Source organism: Streptosporangium sp. NPDC000509, from assembly GCF_042898365.1.
Lineage (GTDB): Bacteria > Actinomycetota > Actinomycetes > Streptosporangiales > Streptosporangiaceae > Streptosporangium.
Genome location: NZ_JBIAYX010000004.1, coordinates 383466 through 398618 on the forward strand (window position 1 = coordinate 383466; position 15153 = coordinate 398618).

Consider the following 15153-nt stretch of genomic DNA (forward strand, 5'->3'; position numbering starts at 1 on the left):
CACCCCGCAAAAGGTTTTCGGTGTCCACGCGTTCGTCGCAGCCCTCTGGCAACTGCGGGGTCTCCGTGAGAAAATCCGCACGAAAAGGCCGATCTCCACTTTTTCTCGGTGCCCCAAACGCCTAAAAAGGACGAACACTCGATGAGACGATGGGCTGCCCTCGGGGTCGCCGTACTGATCGCGTCCATGTCGGGCACCATGACTCCCGCCGCCGCGCAGGCGGCCGCTCCCGATCCGGCACGCGCGCTCAAGCAGCAGTTCAGAAACGAGCACGGCGTTCGGATCTCCGAGACCAACCGCTTCTTCTACGGCAAGAAGTCGACGGTCTCCGGGAACGGGATCTTGATCAGCGGTCGTCTCCAGTTGGCCCCGTCAGGCCCGGTGGCCGCGGATTTCACCTGGTGGGACCTCTCCCGGCCGAAGAAGGGGACCCCGTCCAAGAAATCGAACCCCTACCGGGTGATCCGCGTCGGTAAGAAGACCTACGACGACGCCACCCGATACCCCGGGCCCGTTCCGGACGGCAAGAAGTGGGTCCGGTTCCCGGACGAGCACCGGGGACGGATGAACCGGGACATGGCCCGGGGCGCCAGCCTGCAGCCGATCGACATCTACGACCCGTCCATGATGAGGGCCGTACTGAAGCGCTCGGCGAGCAAGGCCGTCTCCGGCGGTTTCCTCTACCGGGGCACCGTGAGCTACCAGGAACTGCGCAGGATTTCCAAGAGTCCCCCCATCGCCTGGACCTCGGGCAAGCGCATCGGCGAGAAGAGCAAGGGAAAGGTCTCCTGGCGACTCTGGACCGACCGTGACGGCCTGCCCAAGCGCCTGGTCACCGCCGACAGCGCGGGAGCGGGGAAAGAGCCGCTGGTCAAGCGGAGCGACACGCGCTACACCGACTGGGGATGCCGTCTCGTCATCACCGCCCCGCCCGCCGACGAGGTCATCTCCGAGAAGGACCTGCGGGAGTACGCCCGCAGACAGAACGCGTCCGCTCCGACGGACTCCGGGAACACCTGAGACACTCCGTCGATCACATCGCGCGGTCGCCCGTGACCCTGCTCTGCGGCTCTTCCCGCGGTCCGGACGGTTCGGTGCGCGGGCTGGGCCGACTACCGCGCTGGGTGCGGGCCGGCACGACGGATGTCAGGCGGCCAGAGCCAGCGTCGGGGGCAGATAGGTGATGTCGCTTCCGGCGATGTAAAGGCGCCAGTTGAGCGAGGCGGGACGGCTGACCACACTCACACGCAGCCCCGCTCCCGCCAGCCAGACGGCCAGGTCGGCGAAGTACCCGTCTCCCGAACCGATGACGACCCGCTCGAACCGCAGGTCGATCCTGCCGCTCACCGCCGCCTCCGCGAGAGCGCTGTCGGCCCCGTCGGCACCCGGGCGGATCAGCAGTTGCACCCCGCGCATCGCGATCCCCGCATTCACCATGGAGCGGGGGTTCACCGCGACGATGAACTGGTCCATGAGGCCGATCGGGACGCGCTCCCGATACTCGTTCATCGTCTGCCTCACCTCGGCCGTCGTCGGCGCGGAGGACGCCGTCAGGTTCTCGATGTCCAGAAGGTGGATCGACCGTCCGTCACGCAGGGATCTCATAGTCCGCCCCACTCGCTTCTCTTTGTGACAAGTGAGTCGAGAGTAAGTTCCGTGAACTTAGTATGCAAGTTTTTTGCCGGTGAGATGTTCACAGCGGAGCCATTGGAAGTACGCGCTCTGGTTGGAACCGACCGACGCGGGCTTGGGCCACTCCGCGCTCGGTGAGTTCCGAGATCGCCTGATCACGGGATCACGGGTGTGCCGCTGTTTCGGCCACCTACCTTCAGTTCAGAGCTTGGGCCGCGTACAAGCCGGCCAGGGCGATGGCCAAGGTCCCCAACAGCAACCGCAGACCGGCCTCCGGCAGACGAGGCTGGAGGTGGGCTCCGACGTAGCCGCCGATCAAGCCGCCCAGACCACACAGCAGGCCCAGCGTCCACACCGGTGCGATATCGCCGGGGGTGAGCAGCGCCAGGACCGCGTAGGTGAGCGCGCCAACGATCGAGGTGACGAACGTCGAGGCCAGTGCGGCAGGTGCGACCTTGGCCATCGGCAGGCCGCGCCCGGCCAGAATCGGCCCCAGAAGCGATCCGCCGCCGATGCCGTACACCCCGCCGACGATCCCCACCGCCACCGCGAGCGCGGTGATGGAACGGAGGGAGGGAGTATCAACCGGACTGGGACTGGGACTGCGGGGTGGGCGAAGCGTACGCACGCACAGCCACAGGCCCAGCGGGAAGAGCAGGCAGGCGACCAGGAGGCGGAACACCTGCGGACCGGGCAACAGGAAGACCCGGACGAGCGCGCCGATGATGACGCCGGGCAGGGTGCCGAGCACCAGCAGGCGGAGCAGCGGGCCGCCAAGCTGGCCGCGCCTACGGTAGCGCAGCAGCGCGCCGGGGGTTGCCACGACATTGAACAACAGGTTGGTGGGTGTCACCGCCGGGTTCGGCACATTCAGCACGCTGAGCTGGACCGGAAGCAGGAATACCGCTCCCGACACCCCGACCGGGGCGGTCACCACCGCGATCAGCAACCCCGAGACGAAGCCGAGCAATCCCTGCCACCAGGTCAACACTTCACCACTCGCACCCCATCCCTTAAAACCTACCGTGATTACGGAGAGCATGGGGATGGGGCAGGCAACGCGATGTCAATCCCCCTCAACATCGAAGGGCTGCTTTATGACGAGTGCCGAAAGCAGGCCGGGTGCTTCGATCGCGTCTTTCTGGGATGCCTTCGCCGCCTCCTTCGACGAGGAGGCCGACCACGGTCTTCGCGACCCCGCCGTCAAGACCGCCTGGGCGGAACGTTTGCGCTCCTGGATGCCCGCCTCGCCCGCCGACGTCCTGGATCTGGGATGCGGCACCGGCTCGTTGTCCCTGGTGCTCGCCGAGCAGGGTCACCGGCCGGTCGGGGTGGATCTGGCCCCGCTGATGATCGAGCAGGCCCGGCGCAAGCTCACGGCGGCCGGTTTCGACGCCGCGATGATGGTGGGTGACGCGAGTGACCCGCCCGCGCGGGCCGGGACGTCTTTCGACGTGGCCCTCTCCCGTCACCTGTTGTGGACCCTGCCCGATCCGCGGGAGGCGTTGCGCCGGTGGATCGGCCTGCTGCGGCCCGGCGGGCGTTTGGTCCTCGTCGAGGGACGTTGGGCGTCGGCCGAACCGGGTGAGGATCAGCTCTACGAGGGGAAGTCGGAGCCGATGCCGTGGGCGGGCGGGGTCGAGGCGGAGCGTCTCCTGGCGACGCTGCGGCCACTGGTCGACACCGCCCGCGTCGAGCCACTGCCCGATCCCGTCCTGTGGGGACGAGCCATCCAGGACGAGAGATACGCCGTTGTCGCGTTCGCGTAGTCGTTCGCGCTTCAGGCCGGACCCCTGAGAGACGGCAGCGACGCGGCCGGATGAATGCCGTAGGGAGTGATGTCAGCCCTCCACCCCGATGTGCACGGGGCCCGCCTCCGGGGAGACCGCCCTCAGGATGCCGCTCGGGATGCGGAACACCCGTCCCGGGGCCGCGGGCCACCACAGTCGTCGGCGAGCGATGACCCGTCCCCCCTGCCGGAGCACGATCCGGGGGAACGGGATGTAACGGTCGCTCCACAGCAGCAGGCGGTGTCGGGCCGGGGCCGGGTCTCCGGGACGGAAGATCTCCGGCGCCACCCAGCGGAAGGGCGCGTCGGCGAAGAGACGGACCTGTTCGGCCGGGGCGCTCCGTCCGGCCAGCCAGTCGATGACGGAGCGTGCCACATGGGCGCCGTCGATCGCCGCGATGTCGGCGGTGTCCACCGGATGCAGCAGATTGCCCACCGCGAACACCCCCGGCCGCTCGGTACGGAGCGCGCTGTCGACCAGCGGGCCGTTCGTGCCCGGGTCCTGGGTGATCCCCGCGGCGCGTGCCAGCTCGTGGTCGGGAATCCAGTCACCGGTGAGGACGAGCGTGTCGCACTCGACGATCCGCCTCCTTCCGGTGTCGAGGTCCTCGATCTCGACGGCCCGTAGCTGTGGCCGGCCGATCACCTTCGTCACCCGGGTGCGGGTGGCGACCCTGGTCCGGAAGAGCATCCTGCCGGGAACGCTGAACAGGGAGTAGGAGTCCGGCCGGGGATACTCGGTGGTCATCAGGACGGTCCGGCAACCGGCTTCGCGCAGGGTCAACGCGGCCGACCAGCTGACCAGCTCGGCGCCGACCACAACGGCCTTCTTGCCGACCTTCCCGTGCCGCAGGTGGACGAGGTTCTGCAGGTGCCCGGTGGTGTAGACACCGTGGGCCCGGTCCCCGGGGATGAGCCGGGCCGGGCGGGGGCGCTCCCGGGCACCGGTGGCCAGGATGACGGCCCGCGCCTCGACGCGGACGCGCCCTTCGGGGGTGGTGGCCTCGATCACGCGTTCCCCGGCCCAGTTCGTCACGGTGGCGTTCGTCAGGATCTTCGCGCCGGCGGCCTCGGCCTGCCGGACGAGTCTCCTGGCGTAGGCGGGACCGCTCATGAAGCGTCTCATGTCCCTGATCCCGTAGCCCGGATGATCACTGTGCCGGGGGATGCCTCCGGCCGCGCTCTCCCGTTCCAGGACGAGGACGTCGCCGTCGACCTTCGGCGCGAGCGCGCGGGCGGCGCTCAGCCCGGAGGGGCCGGCGCCGATGACGACGACGGCCGGGGTGAGGACGGTGACGTCGCCGGACGTGGCCCCCACCGAGGGTGTCAGCGGTGTCATTGATGCTCCTCAAGCAGCTTCTTGACCTCGGCGCCGCAGAAGAATCCCTGGCAGCGTCCGTTCATCGCCCGGGTACGGCGGCGCAACCCCTCCAGGGTGGCCGGTGGGATCGGCGACGCGAAGGTGTCGCGGATCTCGCCGGCGGTCACCCGTTCGCAGAAGCAGACCACCCGGCCGTAGGCGGGGTCGGCGGCGATCCGGGCGGCGTCCTGGTACGGGCGGGTGGACGCCTCCCCGAGGTTGGGCATCCGGGGCGGTTCCGGCAGGTTCTCCCGTGGCACGAGCGCCAGGCCGGCGGCGCGGGCGAGTTCGGCGACGTACTCGGCGATGGCGATGCCTGCGGTCAGACCGGTCGAGCGGATCCCGCCGACCAGCACGTAGCGCCGCCCGGCGTCGGCCTCGATGAGGTAGTCGGGGTGGTCGCTCGCGGCCCGCAGACCGGCGTAGGTCGCGGTGACCTCCTCGCGCAGCAGGTCGGGCATCAACTTCTCGCCCTTGTCCAGCAGGAAGCGCAGTCCCTGCTCCGAGGTCCCGGTGTCGGTGCGGTCCGTGAGGTCCTCTGCGGTGGGTCCGAGCAGCACGTTGCCGTAGACGGTAGGGCTGATCAGCACGCCCTTGCCGCGCGAGCTGGGCACCGGCAGCACGATCCGGTCGACCATCGGGCGGGCCGCCTTGTCGTAGACCAGCAGCTCGCCACGGCGTGGCGTGACCGTGAACCGGTCGTGGCCGAACAGCCGGTCGACGACGTCGGCGCCGAGCCCGGCCGCGTTGACCACCCAGCGGGCCCGCACCTCCCCGCCGGAGGTACGCAGCACCGTGTGGTCTTCGCGGTCCTCGACCGAGGAGACGGCCCGGTTCAGCAGCAACGTCACGCCGCGGCCGACCGCGTCCGTGGCCAGCGCGAGGTTGGTGGTCCAGGTGCAGATGATGGACTCGTCGGGCACGGTGAGGCCGCCCAGGGCACCCTCCCCGAGGTAGGGCAGCTGCCGGTACACCTCCTCGGGACCGACGATCTCCGTCCGGTCGTAGCCGTTCTGCTCCGCCTTGCGGCGCAGGCCCGGCAACGCGTCGAGCTCCTCGACGGTCCAGGCCACCAGCAGGGCCCCGGTGCGCTCGACCGGGATGCCGGTCCGCTCGGCGTACTCCGACAGCAGGTGGTAGCCCTCGCGGACCAGCCGGGATTCGAGGGTGCCGGGTCTGGCGTCGAAACCGGTGTGCAGGATGGCGGTGTTCGCCTTGCTCGTGCCGTCACCGACGTCGTCACGCGCGTCCAGCAGCGCGACGCTCAGCTCGTAGCCGGCCAGCTTCCTGGCGATGGCCGAGCCGACGATACCGGCGCCGATCACCGCCACGTCGAACGTGCTGTTCACCGTGCTCCCTCTCCGGGCAGGGTGGCGGCGACCGCCTCTTTCCAGCGGGAGCGGAAGTCGGCCGTCCGGTCGGCGGACCACCGGGGTTCGTAGGTGGTGCTCGGCTCCCACGGGTCCACCGCGTCCGCCAGGGAGAGCGACGGGTCCAGCGCGGCGCGGGCCAGCGCCACCGCCCCCATCGGGGTGGCGTGCTGGGAGGGGTAGACGTCGATCGGGATCCGCGTGAGATCGGCGACCGCCTGCATCAGGACCGCGCTGCGGGTGAGCCCGCCGTCCACCCGCAGCCGGGTCAGCGGCTGCCCGAGGTCGGCGGCGACGAGATCGCCGAGCTCGGCGACCTGCGCCGCGATCCCCTGCAGTACGGCGAGCACGAGGTGCCCCGCACCGGTGGAGAGGGTCAGCCCGGAGAACGACGCCTTGGCGTCGGGACGCCACCAGGGCGCCGCCAGCCCGGCCAGCGCGGGCACGCACAGCACCCCTTCCGCGTCCGCCGCCGCGACCGTGTCCAGGTCGGCGGCGCCGCGGATGAAGCCGAGATCCTGGATCCACCGTACGGCGGAGGCGGCCGTGTAGACCTGGCCGTCGAAGCAGTACGAGGTCTCTCCCCGGACCCGCCAGGCGACCGAGGCGGCCAGGCGGGCGGTGGAGCGTACGGCGGAGGTGCCGGTGTTGGCCAGCAGGAACGCGCCGGTGCCGAAGGTGCACTTCGCCTCGCCCGCGCTGAGACAGTTCTCGGCGAGCAGGGCGGCCTGCTGGTCGACCACGAGTCCGCCGACGGGGACGTTCCCGCCGAAGGCGGAGGTGTGGCCGACCACCTCGTCGCAGGCGACGATGCGCGGCAGGCGTTCGCCGCCGAGCCCGAACAGCTCCAGCAGTTCCCGATCCCACTCGCCGTCGTCCAGCCGGGTGACCAGTGACCGGCCGGCCGTGGCGACGTCGGTGACGAACTCCCCGGTCAGGTGGTGGATGATCCAGGAGTCGGAGGTGGTGACCACCCCCTGCTCCGTCACGTTCCGGCGTAGCCAGGCCATCTTCGGGGCGGAGAAGTAGGGGTCCAGGACCAGCCCGGTGGTCGCGGCGATCCGCTCCCCGTACTCCCCCAGCTCCGCGCAGATGCTCTCCGAGCGGCGATCCTGCCACACGACGGCGGCCGAGAGCGGTTCACCCGTGGCGGGATCCCACGCCAGGACGGTCTCGCCCTGGTTCGCCAGCGTGACGGCGTCGATCCGTACCCCGGCCCGCGCGACGGCCTGACGGCCGGCGTCGAGCACCGAGTCGAGCAGTTCCCGGGGGTTCTGCTCGACCCCGCCTCCCGGCAGGTAGGTGGGGCGGACCGGGAGCTCGGCGAGGCCGAGCACCTGACCGCGGGCGTCGACGACGATCGCCTTGGTGCCGGATGTTCCCTGATCTATCGCCAGTACGGTGGTCACCGTCGGTGCGCCCCCTCCGTGTGCCCGCCCTTGGCCGTACCCGAGGCGTCGGCGGTCAGCTCCGCGTCGATGGACTGCATCTTCGGCATCACCAGGCCCTTGGCGCCCCTGGTGAACAGCAGGTAGGCGAAGTACACGGCGCCGATGGCGAGCATGAGGAGCACGTAGACCCACGACTCCACGAACGAGGAGTCACGGAAGAGCAGCAGTTCGAAGGCGAGCCAGAGCAGCGCGACGACGATCACCGGGATCTCCCAGCGGCCCAGGTCGAAGCCCTTGCTCGGCGGCAGCGACCTGCGCTTGACCACGTACATGATGACGGTGCCGGTGTAGATGATCGCCGGCAGCAGGGTGGCGGCGGCGAACAGGCCGAACAGGGCGTCGGTCCGGGTGGAGAAGATCGCCAGGATCAGCTCGCCGACGACGAGCATGAAGACGGTGGCGTTCAGCGGGGTGCCGAAGCGGGGGGAGACCTTGTGCAGGCCCTGCCAGCCGGGGAAGCGCTGGTCGCGGGACATCGCCCAGACGAGGCGGACGCCGGTCATCATGATCACCATGCCGCAGGCGAAGATCGCGATGACCACCAGCACGAGCAGCCCCGTACCCACGACGGGGCCGAGCGACCGGCTGATCACGTCCGCGACCGGGGTGCCGGACTTGGCCAGCTCGATCGGGTCACCGGCGAGCAGGGTGACCGCGACCAGGAACAGGAAGCCGAGCACACCGGAGGCCAGCACCGCCTGCCACATGGCGCGGGGGACGACACGGGCCGGGTCCTTGGTCTCCTCGGCGAGGTTGGCCGCCGACTCGAAACCGACGATGGTGAACGCGCCGAGCAGGAAGCCCAGCATCCACGGCCCGGCCGAGGTGAGCGTGCCCATGCTGAGGTAGCCCTCGGAGGGGATGGCGCCGGTGCTGAACAGGTTGGCGAAGTTCAGTTCCTTCGCGACGAACCCCACGATCAGCAGCAGCAGGACGAGCGCGATCATGCCGATCAACTCGGCCGTCACCGCGAAGTTGTTGACCCGCTCGGTCCACTTGGTGGAGAGGCCGACGAGCAGTGCCTGGCTCAGGATGACCACGCCGGTGATCGCCCAGGCGTTCATCGCGTTGCCCTCGTAGCCGAGCAGCACGGGCATCACGGTGGAGGCGATGGTGTAGTCGACCGCCACGACCACGACGCCGAGGAACGAGAACGAGACCCAGCCGATGATCCAGCCGAGTACGGGGTTGGCCAGCCGGGACATCCACTGGTAGGAGTAGCCGGTCACCGGGATGCGCGCGGCCAGCGAGCCGAAGATGAACGCGACGGCGAGCTGACCGATGATCACGAGCGGCCAGGTCCAGATGCCCGCCGGTCCCGAGCTGTTCAGCACCGAGCCGTACGTGGTGAAGATGCCGGTGGCGATCGAGACGAAGGCGAACGCCACGGCGAACGAGGCGAAACGCCCCGTACCTCGCTTCATCGCCTGCTTGTAGCCGAATTCCGCGACATCGGAGGAAGATCCCCGGCTCTCAGCCGCAGGTGGTGAATAATGGGTCATGGATTCCCAACTCCTGTGTTTCCTGTCAGAGGGTGCATCGGTGCGGTCGTCCGAAGCCGGGTGGCGTTGCCGCGCCGCCCGGCTCTTTCAACGGTCGGGAACGTTCAAGAAAGCACGATCACCCCGCCTTTGCGGGTGAACGTGTCCTGGATGGCGGACGGTGGTTCCGCCTCGGTGACGAGGCCGGTGAACTCGCCCACCTCGGCGACCCGGTGCCGGGCGACCAGGCCGAACTTCCCGGAGTCGGCCAGCACGTACGAGCGCGCCGCGTTCCTGAGGATGATCTTTCGCACCGCGATCTCATCCAGGTGGTAGTCGGTCAGACCGGCCGCGGCGTCGACGCCCCCCGACCCGAGGAACGCGATGTCCGGGTTCAGGTCCGTGAAGAACGTCTGGGCCACCGGACCGGAGAGCGCGAGGTCTCCGGTCCGCAACCGGCCTCCGCAGACGAGAACCTCGATGCCGGGCCGCTCGGAGAGCTCGGCGGCGACCAGCAGGGAACAGGTGGCCACGATCCCGGTGAAGTCCAGTGACAGGGCCCGCGCCACCTGGACGGCGGTGGTCCCCACGTCGATCACCACGGTCTGGCCGGGACGCACCAGGGCGGCGGCGGCACGTCCGATGCGGGCCTTCGCGTCCGCGGCGGTCCCGGTGCGCTCGGCGAACGGGGCCTCCTCGCCGCCGACCTGCCCGAGCGCGATCGTCGCGCCCCCGTGGACGCGGGACAGCCTGCCCTGGCGCTCAAGCACCACGAAGTCGCGGCGGATCGTCTCCGCCGACACGCCGAGCTCCTGCGCGAGGTCGTCGGTGCTGACGACACGGGAGGTACGCAGCGCCTCCCCGATCCGCGCATGCCGCTCAGCGGGCAGCATGCCTGCCCACTTCTGTGGAAGTTTGTGCTTGCATGACGGAGATTATGCTTATATGTGGTTATCCGGTCAATACACAGCGCTATCGGAGAGGGAAACCTTTACCGGCGGTAGGGATCAGGCAGCGGGCGGGCGTGGCGGCGCGAAGCGCGCGCGCGTGGGACTGGGGCCACCGTCCCTCCATCCACCACGGCCCGGCCATCCACCACCGGGCGAAGGCCGAGCCGTGGCGCGAACCGCCGGTCAGTGGGTGCAGGTGGCCGAGACGGTGACGTTGTAGATCCACCACGCGCCGCCGGGCGCGGAGTAGACCAGCGACGACGTCGTGCTGTAGCCCGTGCACGCCTGGCCCGCCGCCAGGAGTGCCGCGCGGGCGGCCTGCGAGCCGTTCGCGACGGCGACGGACGGGCTCGCGCCACCGGCCTGCTGGGTCTCGGTGCGCGGCACGGTGTACGACGGCGGCGTGGACGAGGGGACCTCGCAGTTGCCCGACGCGGTCGCCTCGTAGATCCACGCCGAACCGTCGGGCGCGGTGTAGAGGTGTCTGGTGGTGACGGACACGCCCGAGCAGACCTCGCCCGCCGCGGCGGCCTGCTGGTTCAACTCGGCGCGGGCGTTGTTCTCCGCGGCGCTTTTCCCCGCAGCCGGGCTGGGGCCCCAGCCCGAGGAGGTGGCCGAGCGAAAGGTGGCGGCGAGCGCGGTGGGAGCGAACAGCACCGCGCCGACGGTCAACGCCAGGGCGACGACGAGGGCGAGGCGCAGAACCTGGGCAGGACGACGAACGCTGAGTTCCATGGTGTCCCTCTCGCGAAAGGCCGGAGATTCGGGATCGTCACCATAAAACCGGGCAGAGCGAGCCGACCAGCGCCCGGAGCGCGGGCAGGCATCCGCGCACGTCAAGGCTGAAACTTTCAGTCAGATCCGCACCACAGGCGGAAGCCGCACGCGACATCACCCGCGCGGCCTCGTCCCGCGCTCTTCGCGGCGAACGGACCTTTCTCTGTGCCCCCTCCTTCGGCGAGGGCGATGTGGAGATGCCACCCGCTTTTCGAGGACATGCTTGAGAGCCGGGCGTGACGCGGAAGAACCTCATCCCCCAAAAGCTTCAAGGTGGCATTAAATGCAATTTTCTGATTAAAAGCCAGAATACGGACAAACCGCGAGGACCGATTGTCGAGCCGACACGATCGGCTTAAGCTTCACAAGTCACCCTTTCCGCTGAAATATCATTTTCGTTTTTGGCGATGATCTGATCCCCGGCTCACCACCGCCCCCTCCCGAAAGGGTCCACCATGTTTCCCGCCCAACCTTCCCCCGACAGCGGCATGCGCGGGGACCGTTCCAACACGAACTGCGCCCCGGACGCGATCGCGCCAACCGTCTTCCAGCTGCTGCTGACGCGCCTGGAAGACCACGTCAAGGAGGCCGGGATCACGCAGAACGCGGTGTGCACCGCCGCGGTCACGGATTTCTGCGCGGCGGTCGCGGACCCCCAGCTCGACACGCTCGCCGGGCCCGCGCTGACGGTTCTGAACAACCACGTCGACGCGGCGATGCACGCATGCTCGCCCCTGGTCGGCGGGTGCTCGGTCTTGTCCTACGTGTCCATGGTCGCCATCAGAGCGACCACCTCCTACGCGAGGGCCAACAACATCGTCGCCGACGAGGACGAGAATACGCGCGTGAGCGCGGCGGTGCGCGCGCGCTTCGACTCGTACGTCGTCGTGTGCGAGCGGCGGCTCTACCTGAACCACGCGGACGTCCCCGCCGACCTGAAAGCCCTCATCCAGAACCACGCGCCGGGCTCGCTCAAGGACCCCCTGGTGGAGGCCGCCGAGCAGGTCCTCCACGCGGTGAACACGCCCAACGATCCCACCTCGACCGAGAAGGCCGCGCTGATCCAGGCCCTGGAGAACCTCGCGGTGGTCCAGGCCATGTACGCCAACAAGCTCGCCGTCGGCTCCGGCGCCCAGGGCGGCACCCTGCCCAACATCAGGGTCACCGACGCGTGCAAGACCCAGAAGCACTTCAACAAGCACGTCGAGCGGTTCTACAAGGACACGCCGACCGGCATGCTCATCTACGCCGCCCTCGTGCAGCCGTCGCGCAGGCCCCCCGAGAAGCACGTGTCGAACATCGAGGTCACCGAGGACACCGTTGAACCCGGCAGGTTCTGGATCGGCACCCGGGTGAGGCAGTACCGGGCGAACGCCGCACGGGTGGGCAACAAGGTGCGGCTTTCGGTGATGGACGAGATCTCGACGGTGGTGCACGAGATCGGGCACCAGGTCGAATTCTACCTTCCCGTCGTCGAATGGGTGCGCCTGCAGCAGATCCTCAGGATGCGCATGGTGGGTCCTCGACTCATTAACATCTATCCCAACGCGGACAAGCCGGAACCCGCCTTCGACATCAGTGCCATGCCGGCGTTCGAGGCGTACTACACGCCGCTGAACCAGTCGAGAAGCGGAAAGTACTATCCCGCCAAGGTCTACTCCTCGGGTGACACCGAGCTGCTGTCCATGACCGTGCAATTCTTCAGCCAGCCGAACACCGCCATCCTCATGATCCAGCACGACCCGGTGCTCGCCGCGACCGTCCTGCGGGCCATCCGCCCCGACGACTTCGCGAACTTCCCCGCCAACCTGCTGGCCCTGCTCCCCACGTAATCCCCTTCACGCATCGCCCTCGACCACGCGGCAGCGCTCGCGAACCGCCCTTCACGGCAGGGAGACCCATGCTCGTAAGGAAAGCCCCGACCGGCGAACGTGCACGCACAAAGGGCCGCGCTCCGGCCGAGCCGCGCGCCGCGGGAGGGGGCGGCACGAGCGCGGTCCCGGCCGACCCGGCACGCGGGCGGGGCCGGGTCGGACGCCTCGTCCGTGCCGTGACGGCCGCCGCGCTCGCACCGGTCGCCGCCGCGGCCCTGACCTCCCCCGCGGTCGCCGCACCCGGTACCGCCACCGGGGGCAAGGGACTGCGGTGGGAGGCGTGCGCCGGGGTGAGCACGCCGGACCTGCGATGCGCACGGGTCACCGTCCCCCTCGACCACCGCCGCCCGCACGGTCGCACCATCTCCGTCGTCATCTCCCGGCTGCCCGCCACCGACCCGGCGCGGCGCCGGGGCGTTTTGCTCACCACCGGCGGCGGCCCCGGCGGGCCGGGCGTCCCGCTGCCCGTCAGCCTCGCCCCGGCGCTGTCCCCCGAGATCCGTGCCCGGTATGACCTGGTCGGGTTTGACATGAGATTCGTCGAGCGCAGCACACCCATCGGCTGCGGGCAGCCCGAGGAGGAGCCCGGCGGGTTCTGGGTACGCCCCGCGCCCCCCGGACGCCTCCCCGCCGAAGCCGCCGAGGCCCGGCGGTACGCCGAAGACTGCGTACGGGCCTCCGGCTGGGCCCTGCCGCACGCCACCACCGCGAACGCCGCCCGCGACATGGACCTCATCCGCGCGGCCCTCGGCGAGGAGAAGATCTCCTACCTGGGCGGCTCGTACGCGGGGCTGCTCGGCACCGTCTACGGCACGCTGTTCCCCCGTCGCGTGGACCGGTTCGTACTGGACAGCCCGGTGAACGCCGACACGATCTGGCGGCCCTACGAGATGGGCCGCACCCCTGCGTTCGAGAAGGGAACGGTGGCCCTCGCCGCCTGGGTCGCCCGGCGGCACTCCGAATACGGTCTGGGGGAGACCACCGCACAGGTGCACGCCACGCTCACCGGGATCCTCGACCGGGCCACCCGAGCGCCCATCGTCATCGGGGGTCACGCCTGGACCGTCGGCGAGCTGGGTGCCCTGCTGGTGGCCGGGATCTACGACGAGCGCGCCTTCGGCGTCGTCGCCGCGGTCTTCGCCGCCGTCGCGGCCGGACGGGAGCCGTTCCTGCCGTTCCCCATCCGCCCTCCGCGGCCCGAAGGCGTGCCCGGCGTGCCCGCCGACCACTACACCGCCACCAACATCGCCTACCGCTGCGCCGATGCCCCCTGGCCGCGTGACCCGCGTGTCTACCTGCGCGACATCGCCTCCCAGCGGGACCGCCACCCGCTGTTCGGCCCGGCCAACGCCAACATCAACCCATGCGCGTTCTGGCCGCCCGCCAAGGACGAACCGGTGCGGCTCGACGGCAACCGCGCGCCGGCCGCCCTGGTCGTCGCGGCCCTGCGGGACGTGGCGGTGCCGCCGTCTGTGAGCAGGGCCGTGGCCGCGCGCATCCGCGGGTCACGCCTGGTCACGATCGACGCCCACACCCACGCCCCGTTCCCGCACTACGGGAACGTCTGCCTCAACGCCACGGTCACCCGCTACCTCACCACCGGTGAACTGCCGGCCACTGACACCGCCTGCTGACCCCGCCGCCCAGCGCGCCCTCCTCTTGTCCGTCCTGAGCTTCCCCCAAGGCCGGGCGGTTAACGTTTCCGCAGGTCACACAAGTCCGTTGAGGGAGCCCTGACGCGGAGCAACGAAGTGAGCCTCCCCCAGCAGTCGGACACCGGCGATCGCGCGGTTCTGAACGAATCACGGCTGGGGTGGACAGGGTCAGGTGACGGATCGCGCCACCAGGGCCATGGCCTGCCGCATGGCGTTCCGTACCTCGTCGGGACCGTCGCCGCGCTGCAGCGCGGTCAGTGCGGATGCGCTGATCGCGCCCACCATCGCGCCGACCAGGGCGGAGGCGGTGATCGTGTCGAGTCTGTCGGGAAACGCCCGCCGCAGCGCCTGGGCCAGTTCGGTCTGCGCGGAGAGGTAACGCTGCAGCAGCCGGGCCTGTAACACCGGCACCGAGGCCGCCAGCCGCGCGCGAAGTGCGGCGAGCCCGCTGGGAAGGTCGCTGTCCCAGGTGTTGGCGATCATCTGGTCCATCGCCCGCACCAGCACCTCGGGCAGCCGTTCCCCGGCGCGGCGCTCGGCGATCGCCTGCAGCGCCAGATCGACGCGCACGTCGGCATTGGCCAGGAGCACATCCTCCTTGGCCTGGAAGTGGAGGAAGAAGGTGCGGGGGGACACCTCCGCGGCATCGGCGATCTCGGCCACGGTCACGTGGTCGTAGCCCCTGTCCTCGAACAGGAGCACCGCCGCCTCGATCAATGCCTGCCGGGTGCGCTGCTTCTTGCGCTCTCGCAGTCCGTGTTTTTCCACCACGCGGGGCAGTTTAGTTCATCTTCCGCATTGATGCATACTGTGC

Annotated in this window: 13 protein-coding genes; 4 read left to right on the forward strand and 9 right to left on the reverse strand. The window is 69.7% G+C overall.

Features of this window, described 5'->3' with window-relative positions; genetic code table 11:
- The first annotated feature begins 141 nt into the window (after positions 1 to 141).
- Positions 142 to 1020 (forward strand): hypothetical protein, encoded by an 879-nt coding sequence (locus ACFY3D_RS10390; RefSeq protein WP_389977377.1) that lies wholly within the window; start codon positions 142 to 144, stop codon positions 1018 to 1020.
- Positions 1021 to 1146: 126 nt separating this feature from the next.
- Here the strand turns inward: ACFY3D_RS10390 and ACFY3D_RS10395 are convergent, their stop codons facing one another.
- A complete protein-coding gene (locus ACFY3D_RS10395; RefSeq protein ID WP_389977380.1) occupies positions 1147 to 1605 on the reverse strand; it encodes a hypothetical protein in 459 nt (152 codons plus the stop codon).
- A 223-nt stretch (positions 1606 to 1828) separates the two neighbouring features.
- On the reverse strand, positions 1829 to 2620 hold the full coding sequence (locus tag ACFY3D_RS10400) for a TSUP family transporter (protein ID WP_389977383.1): 792 nt from the start codon (positions 2618 to 2620) through the stop codon (positions 1829 to 1831).
- A 109-nt stretch (positions 2621 to 2729) separates the two neighbouring features.
- Between ACFY3D_RS10400 and ACFY3D_RS10405 the strand changes: the two genes are divergently transcribed.
- Positions 2730 to 3401, forward strand: a complete 672-nt coding sequence (locus ACFY3D_RS10405; RefSeq protein ID WP_389977387.1) for a class I SAM-dependent methyltransferase — start codon at positions 2730 to 2732, stop codon at positions 3399 to 3401.
- Between the two features lie 72 nt (positions 3402 to 3473).
- Here the strand turns inward: ACFY3D_RS10405 and ACFY3D_RS10410 are convergent, their stop codons facing one another.
- The 6 genes from ACFY3D_RS10410 to ACFY3D_RS10435 all read right to left on the reverse strand — a co-directional run bounded on the left by ACFY3D_RS10410 (position 3474) and on the right by ACFY3D_RS10435 (position 10768).
- Positions 3474 to 4760: an NAD(P)/FAD-dependent oxidoreductase gene (locus tag ACFY3D_RS10410; protein WP_389977391.1), complete on the reverse strand. Its 1287-nt coding sequence runs from the start codon at positions 4758 to 4760 to the stop codon at positions 3474 to 3476.
- Positions 4757 to 6130: an NAD(P)/FAD-dependent oxidoreductase gene (locus ACFY3D_RS10415; protein ID WP_389977394.1), complete on the reverse strand. Its 1374-nt coding sequence runs from the start codon at positions 6128 to 6130 to the stop codon at positions 4757 to 4759. Before ACFY3D_RS10415 ends, ACFY3D_RS10410 begins: the two co-directional genes overlap by 4 nt.
- Positions 6127 to 7560, reverse strand: coding sequence for an FGGY family carbohydrate kinase (locus ACFY3D_RS10420; RefSeq protein ID WP_389977396.1), 1434 nt, complete (start codon positions 7558 to 7560; stop codon positions 6127 to 6129). The genes ACFY3D_RS10415 and ACFY3D_RS10420 overlap by 4 nt, the downstream gene beginning before the upstream one ends.
- Positions 7557 to 9026 (reverse strand): amino acid permease, encoded by a 1470-nt coding sequence (locus ACFY3D_RS10425; protein WP_389977399.1) that lies wholly within the window; start codon positions 9024 to 9026, stop codon positions 7557 to 7559. The genes ACFY3D_RS10420 and ACFY3D_RS10425 overlap by 4 nt, the downstream gene beginning before the upstream one ends.
- 182 nt (positions 9027 to 9208) lie before the next feature.
- Positions 9209 to 9976, reverse strand: coding sequence for a DeoR/GlpR family DNA-binding transcription regulator (locus tag ACFY3D_RS10430; protein WP_362900411.1), 768 nt, complete (start codon positions 9974 to 9976; stop codon positions 9209 to 9211).
- Between the two features lie 240 nt (positions 9977 to 10216).
- Positions 10217 to 10768 (reverse strand): hypothetical protein, encoded by a 552-nt coding sequence (locus tag ACFY3D_RS10435; RefSeq protein ID WP_389977402.1) that lies wholly within the window; start codon positions 10766 to 10768, stop codon positions 10217 to 10219.
- Positions 10769 to 11265: 497 nt separating this feature from the next.
- Here ACFY3D_RS10435 and ACFY3D_RS10440 point away from each other — a divergent pair, with 497 nt between their 5' ends.
- Entirely contained in the window at positions 11266 to 12642 is a 1377-nt protein-coding gene (locus tag ACFY3D_RS10440; protein WP_389977405.1) for a hypothetical protein, read from the forward strand.
- A 68-nt stretch (positions 12643 to 12710) separates the two neighbouring features.
- A complete protein-coding gene (locus tag ACFY3D_RS10445; RefSeq protein WP_389977408.1) occupies positions 12711 to 14318 on the forward strand; it encodes an alpha/beta fold hydrolase in 1608 nt (535 codons plus the stop codon).
- A gap of 189 nt (positions 14319 to 14507) precedes the next feature.
- Here ACFY3D_RS10445 and ACFY3D_RS10450 read toward each other — a convergent pair whose 3' ends face one another.
- A complete protein-coding gene (locus ACFY3D_RS10450; protein ID WP_389977411.1) occupies positions 14508 to 15110 on the reverse strand; it encodes a TetR/AcrR family transcriptional regulator in 603 nt (200 codons plus the stop codon).
- Between the last annotated feature and the right edge of the window lie 43 nt (positions 15111 to 15153).

Coding starts and splice junctions, on each gene's coding strand:
- ACFY3D_RS10405 (WP_389977387.1), top strand. CDS start 2,730: ATGACGAGTGCCGAAAGCAGGCCGGGTGCTTCGATCGCGTCTTTCTGG.
- ACFY3D_RS10395 (WP_389977380.1), bottom strand. CDS start 1,605: ATGAGATCCCTGCGTGACGGACGGTCGATCCACCTTCTGGACATCGAG.
- ACFY3D_RS10430 (WP_362900411.1), bottom strand. CDS start 9,976: ATGCTGCCCGCTGAGCGGCATGCGCGGATCGGGGAGGCGCTGCGTACC.
- ACFY3D_RS10425 (WP_389977399.1), bottom strand. CDS start 9,026: ATGAAGCGAGGTACGGGGCGTTTCGCCTCGTTCGCCGTGGCGTTCGCC.
- ACFY3D_RS10445 (WP_389977408.1), top strand. CDS start 12,711: ATGCTCGTAAGGAAAGCCCCGACCGGCGAACGTGCACGCACAAAGGGC.
- ACFY3D_RS10435 (WP_389977402.1), bottom strand. CDS start 10,768: ATGGAACTCAGCGTTCGTCGTCCTGCCCAGGTTCTGCGCCTCGCCCTC.
- ACFY3D_RS10410 (WP_389977391.1), bottom strand. CDS start 4,760: ATGACACCGCTGACACCCTCGGTGGGGGCCACGTCCGGCGACGTCACC.
- ACFY3D_RS10390 (WP_389977377.1), top strand. CDS start 142: ATGAGACGATGGGCTGCCCTCGGGGTCGCCGTACTGATCGCGTCCATG.
- ACFY3D_RS10440 (WP_389977405.1), top strand. CDS start 11,266: ATGTTTCCCGCCCAACCTTCCCCCGACAGCGGCATGCGCGGGGACCGT.